Origin of the sequence: uncultured Alloprevotella sp., assembly GCF_963536905.1 — a bacterium.
GTDB lineage: Bacteria > Bacteroidota > Bacteroidia > Bacteroidales > Bacteroidaceae > Alloprevotella.
The window spans coordinates 1-5,100 of record NZ_CAUTBW010000078.1 but is presented as its reverse complement, the minus strand read 5'-3'; the positions used below and the strand labels follow the sequence as shown (position 1 = coordinate 5,100).

5 protein-coding genes are annotated in these 5,100 nt (G+C 50.4%); 1 reads left to right on the top strand and 4 read right to left on the bottom strand.

The genetic code is table 11. The annotated features are described in order from the left end of the window. A partial coding sequence (locus ABLA33_RS09860; RefSeq protein ID WP_347720168.1) for a sodium:solute symporter occupies positions 1-1,019 on the top strand: 1,019 nt, incomplete at its 5' end. Between the two features lie 543 nt (positions 1,020-1,562). Here ABLA33_RS09860 and cysN read toward each other — a convergent pair. The 4 genes from cysN to ABLA33_RS09840 all read right to left on the bottom strand — a co-directional run bounded on the left by cysN (position 1,563) and on the right by ABLA33_RS09840 (position 4,958). After that, on the bottom strand, positions 1,563-3,068 hold the full coding sequence (gene cysN, locus ABLA33_RS09855; RefSeq protein ID WP_347720167.1) for a sulfate adenylyltransferase subunit CysN: 1,506 nt from the start codon (positions 3,066-3,068) through the stop codon (positions 1,563-1,565). A 79-nt stretch (positions 3,069-3,147) separates the two neighbouring features. Continuing rightward, on the bottom strand, positions 3,148-4,098 hold the full coding sequence (locus tag ABLA33_RS09850; protein ID WP_347720166.1) for an SGNH/GDSL hydrolase family protein: 951 nt from the start codon (positions 4,096-4,098) through the stop codon (positions 3,148-3,150). Further along, positions 4,095-4,361 (bottom strand): hypothetical protein, encoded by a 267-nt coding sequence (locus ABLA33_RS09845; RefSeq protein ID WP_347720165.1) that lies wholly within the window; start codon positions 4,359-4,361, stop codon positions 4,095-4,097. Before ABLA33_RS09845 ends, ABLA33_RS09850 begins: the two co-directional genes overlap by 4 nt. Before the next feature lie 6 nt (positions 4,362-4,367). Further along, complete coding sequence (locus ABLA33_RS09840) at positions 4,368-4,958, bottom strand: MBOAT family O-acyltransferase (protein ID WP_347720169.1); 591 nt, start codon at positions 4,956-4,958, stop codon at positions 4,368-4,370. Positions 4,959-5,100: the final 142 nt, after the last annotated feature.

Here is a 5,100-nt window from a genome sequence, read left to right as displayed (position 1 = left end):
AACCGCTTGGCATCCCCTATCCGCTCACCGCTCTCATCACACTGCTGCTCATCTGGCTCTACACGCGCAGCAGCGGCATCAAGACCATTGTGCGCACCGATGCCCTGCAAACGCTCTGTATGCTCCTCGCCCTCGGTGGCATCTTGTGGGCAGTGATTAGCAGACTCGGACTGGACTTACACGGAGTACTCGCCACGGTCAGCCAAAGCCCATTGAGCCGCATTTTTGCTTGGGAAGGCACACAATCGTTCTGGCGACAATTTTTCAGCGGTATCGTCATCGTCATCGTGATGACGGGACTGGATCAGGATATGATGCAGAAAAATCTCACGTGCAAGAACCTGCGTGAAGCGCAAAAGAATATGTGCTCCTACGGCCTTTGTTTCCTGCCCGTCAACCTCATTTTCCTTGTCCTTGGCATATTGCTCTTTACGTTCTGCGCCCAGCAAGGCATCGCCATCCCAGAGCAAACCGATAGCCTCCTGCCCATGCTGGTGAGCAACGGTAGTTTGGGCAGTATCGTCATATTCCCCTTCACCATCGGCATTGTGGCCGCCGCCTTTTCCAGTGCCGACTCAGCCATTACAGCCTTAACCACGAGTTGCTGCATCGACCTTATCGGAGTGGAGCGCCACAATTGGGAAAAAGCCCGACAAGAGCGCACGCGCAAAATTGTACACATCCTCATGTCGTTCACCTTCTTCGCCGCCATCCTACTTTTCCGCGCCATCAATTCCACCAATGTCATCAACGCTATCTATGTCATGGCATCCTACACCTATGGCCCATTATTGGGACTCTACGCTTTCGGCCTATTCACGCGGCGTGGCGTGCGCGACCGCCTTGTGCCCTGGGTGTGCATTGCCAGTCCCATCATTTGCGGTTTGCTTGACCATTACGCGCCCCTCCTATGGGACTACAAGTTTGGCTACGAACTCCTAATGCTCAATGGCTTATTGACATTCGCGGGTCTACTCCTTTGCCAAACCCACAAAGCTGCGCGACTCTCCACCACATAGAAAATTCCCAAGACAATCATAAAAACTTCGGACTTATCAGGCTTTTTCTCACAGCTCAATAAGTCCGAAGTTTCTTTACAATGACCTTTTGTGAAATAGAATATCACAACAGATAAACACGACCGTTTTCAGCAGAAAATCTGCTTTTTCTATTGTTCGGCAGCAGGCAAAAATCGCTCAACAGCTCTCAGAAACCTAAAAAATCAAGATTTTTCCATTTTTTCTGCTCTTTTTGAGTAATCAACAGCCCCTTCTTGCTCATAGTTTTTCTTATTGCGTCAGCCAGCATCCTTATTGCGTCAGCCGACACAATAAGGATGTCAGCTGACATCCTTATTGGAGCGACCAGAAAAGTCAGACTGGCCAGACACTCTCTTTACTTTAACTTGGATTTCAAGCCATTCTCAGACCCGTAAAATAAGAATTCTGTTTACAAAACAAGAGATTCCCATAAACGGCCAGCAAACCGAAATTTGCAAGACGATTATGGGAATCTCCGTATTTGAGATAAGCTCCGAGAGCAGGGCTCTGGAGAAGGACGGCTTACTTCACGATGCGAACAGCAATGCCCTGTCGGTCGAGTTCACCAACGGCTCGCTCGATAGCTTCATAGTGTTCGGGGGCAATACCCAGTTTCGGGAGGTCGAGTGTAGGAATGGCTTCAGCGTTGTGCAACTCCTTCTCATCCACAGCCGAGATAATCATACCCACGGCAGAGGTATTGTTCGTTATCGGGTCGATAAGGATGAACGAGCCTGTTTGCTTGTTGAGTTTGTAGGAATCGAAGAAGAGTTCCTTAGAGGCCTGAATCACCACACGGCCAATTTCGTTGAGGCGGAAAGCCTCACATTCGCTCTGCTCAAGGGTATTCACGTCTATGCGATAGAGGATTTGGTCCACATGGCAACGACTCGTGTTCGTGGTCTGTTTGATGTAGAACGCCTTAGAGCGGTCCATCGGTTCCTCGTCCATCCAAACGAGCATCGCCTCGAAGTTGCGCCCCACAAAAGGAAGGTTGTCGGCCTTCACCAGCATTTCGCCGCGCGAAATATCTATTTCGTCCTCCAACTGCAAGATGACGGATTCGGGCGGGAAGGCATAGTCCACCGTCTGCATAGGTAGTTCTTCGGTATTCAGCGTAGAACCGTCAGGACCCAGTTGCTTCTGATTGGGCGCATAAGGTGGCACGATGGCTTTCACGCGAGAGTGTTTCATAGAAGGCAGGGCCACCACCTCATCGCCTTTGCGAATGATACCACTGGCCACTTTGCCGCAGAAACCACGGAAGTTCAAATTTGGACGACTGACATACTGAACGGGGAAGCGAAAGTCCTTCATATTATGATCGGCATGGAGAGGAATGGTCTCGAGGAAATCGAGAAGCGCAGGCCCTTCGTACCACGGCGTACGCTCCGACTTATCCACCACATTATCGCCATCGAGCGCGCTCAGCGGGAAACAAGTGATGTCCTCAATGCCGAGCGGTCGGATAAAGTCCATATATTCCGACACAATCTTATCGAACACCGCCTTATCGAAGCCGCAAAGGTCCATCTTATTGACGGCCAGCACCACATGCTTGATGCCGAGCAGGGAAACAAGGAAAGTGTGGCGGCGCGTTTGTGTGATGATGCCGTTGCGGGCATCAACGAGGATGATAGCAAGGTTGGCCGTAGATCCGCCCGTGATCATGTTGCGCGTGTACTGCTCGTGTCCCGGCGTATCAGCAATGATGAATTTGCGCTTATTGGTGGAGAAATAGCGATAGGCCACATCGATGGTGATACCCTCTTCGCGCTCGGCCTTCAAGCCATCGAGCAAAAGAGCATAGTCGATGTTTTCGCCAGCATTTCCCACGCGCTTGGAATCGCGCTCCAGCGCGGTGAGCTGATCTTCGTACAATTTCTTAGAGTCGAAGAGCAAGCGACCAATCAGCGTTGATTTTCCATCATCAACACTACCGGCTGTGAGCAGGCGCAGGAGGTCCTTCTTCTCGTCATTATCAAGAAATTCTGTAATACTGACTTTATTATCTTTCAGGTCTTTCATTGTCCTATGTAACTATGTATGTATTGCAAAGTTAATATATTTTTCGGGAACGGCGGGCCGCACTCTTATGCCGCGCCCCTTATTGTTGTTCTTTCTGTCGGGTAGGTAGCGGCGTGCCACCTGCTGCAACAGATTCTTGCGCCAATCGCGTCCGCAATTTCTTGGAAAGTTTTTCTGCCCCCTCCAGCGTGAGGTGATCGGCGTCATAGAAGTCGTTGGCCGTGAAATCCGTATCGGCGCGAAAATCGAAATAGCTCACATGCGGATGGGACTGCACTGCCCTGCGGATGCGAGCTTCCATCGCGCGCACCTGTGGGGCATACTGGCAGGCACGATAGCGCGCCGTGAGCGGAGTTGAGATCAAAACGAGGCGCGCATGATAGCGCTGCGTGACAGTTTGGATGAGTTGGCGAAAGAAAGCTTCGTTGAGAGCCACATTCTTGGCATCACGGAAAGTGTTGTTGCGAGCGCGTGCCTCAGCATTGTTCCAATCTTTGGGCTTTTGGGCAAGCGTGTAATCGGTGCCTTGTCCGAGCTTGCTCCAGGTGAGCCGCGCAGGCTGCCAAAGTGTTTTGAGGCGTTCACGGAAAGTAGGCATCGAGCAAAATTCGAAGCCATAGCGACTCAACCAACTATGATAGTCGCACCCCATATAAAGGCGGTAGCGGGAGGCATAATACCAGTCGGCATCATGCTCAAAATCTTCGTGGAAAGAAAAGTCGGAAATGGGAAGAATCACCGTCCGCAACGAGCGGAAGGCATAGTGGTCGAGAATGAAATTATCATAGCGAAGCGTCTGCGAAACCTGTGCGGCATTATAAGCCTTCGGACCAAAAACTTCTGGGGCTAAACCGTAGTAGGAATGCGAACTCCCGAGAATCAGCACCTCCACAGAATCAGCATGAGCCGTCAACCAAGCATTCTTCGCCCGCGACGGATTGGGAAGTGAGCGGAGATACATCTCGGCAGCCGTCAGAAACAACAGCAGCGGTAAGATGAGCAAAAAGGTGCGCAAGATAAATTTCTTCATTTCTGTTGCGAGGAAAGATGAGTGCCGTAAACGCGGTGCAGCAAGCGGAGCGCAGCGGCAGAAAAACAGAGGTAGTAAATTATCGTACTGACATAGTCGGCATTGAGATTGACCCAAGCTGGAGCATCATTATCGTAGAAAGATGCGTAAGAGCGCAGCACCTTGAAAGGGTCGCACACAACATAGAGCACAACGTAGAGAAAGAACGGTGTGAGCAAGAAGAGCGTGCGCAGAATAAACTTTCTAAGGAACGGCTGCTGCATAAGAAATCAGAACTGAAAGTAGATGAAATTCGTGCCTGCACCCAGTGCAAAAAAGATGGCTGCGATGATGGCATAGTAGAGCACAAAGCGGAGAGGCGCATTGAGGAAACGCGGCGGAAACTGGAGAGCGTGTTGGCGATGACGTTGCCACCATTCGACAGTCAGCATCAAGGCCACATAGATAAGCACTTGCTTACCATGAGTAGGCATGGCGGGACGAAGCGTTGTGAACATACGCATCAGATAGTGGGCGGCATCGGTGAGCGTAGCACTCCTAAAAAGTATCCACCCCAACATGACGAGGAAGAAAGTAAGGAGCATCTGTCCACCAGTACGCACCAGTCCTAAGATGCCCTTAAGGGATTTTTCTTCCGCTTTATGGCCGCGCAGAATGCTGGGCACAAAAAGGCAAGCGTGATAAAGCCCCCAACAAACAAATGTCCAATTCGCGCCGTGCCAAAGACCACTGACGAGAAACACAACAAACGTATTGCGCAACTGCTTTGCACGCGAGCAACGACTGCCACCGAGTGGGAAATAAATATAATCGCGAAACCACGTCATCAGCGAGATGTGCCAACGCTGCCAAAAGTCGATACTGTCCTAAAAAAGTGTGTAAGCTCCAAAGTTCTTATATTTGTAGTGAACTTAAAAATCAAAGAAAGAACAATGAAGCTTACAACAGAACAAAGATCGGAATTAATTTCTGAAATGGCCTCAAGTGAGGCAGGTTTTAATG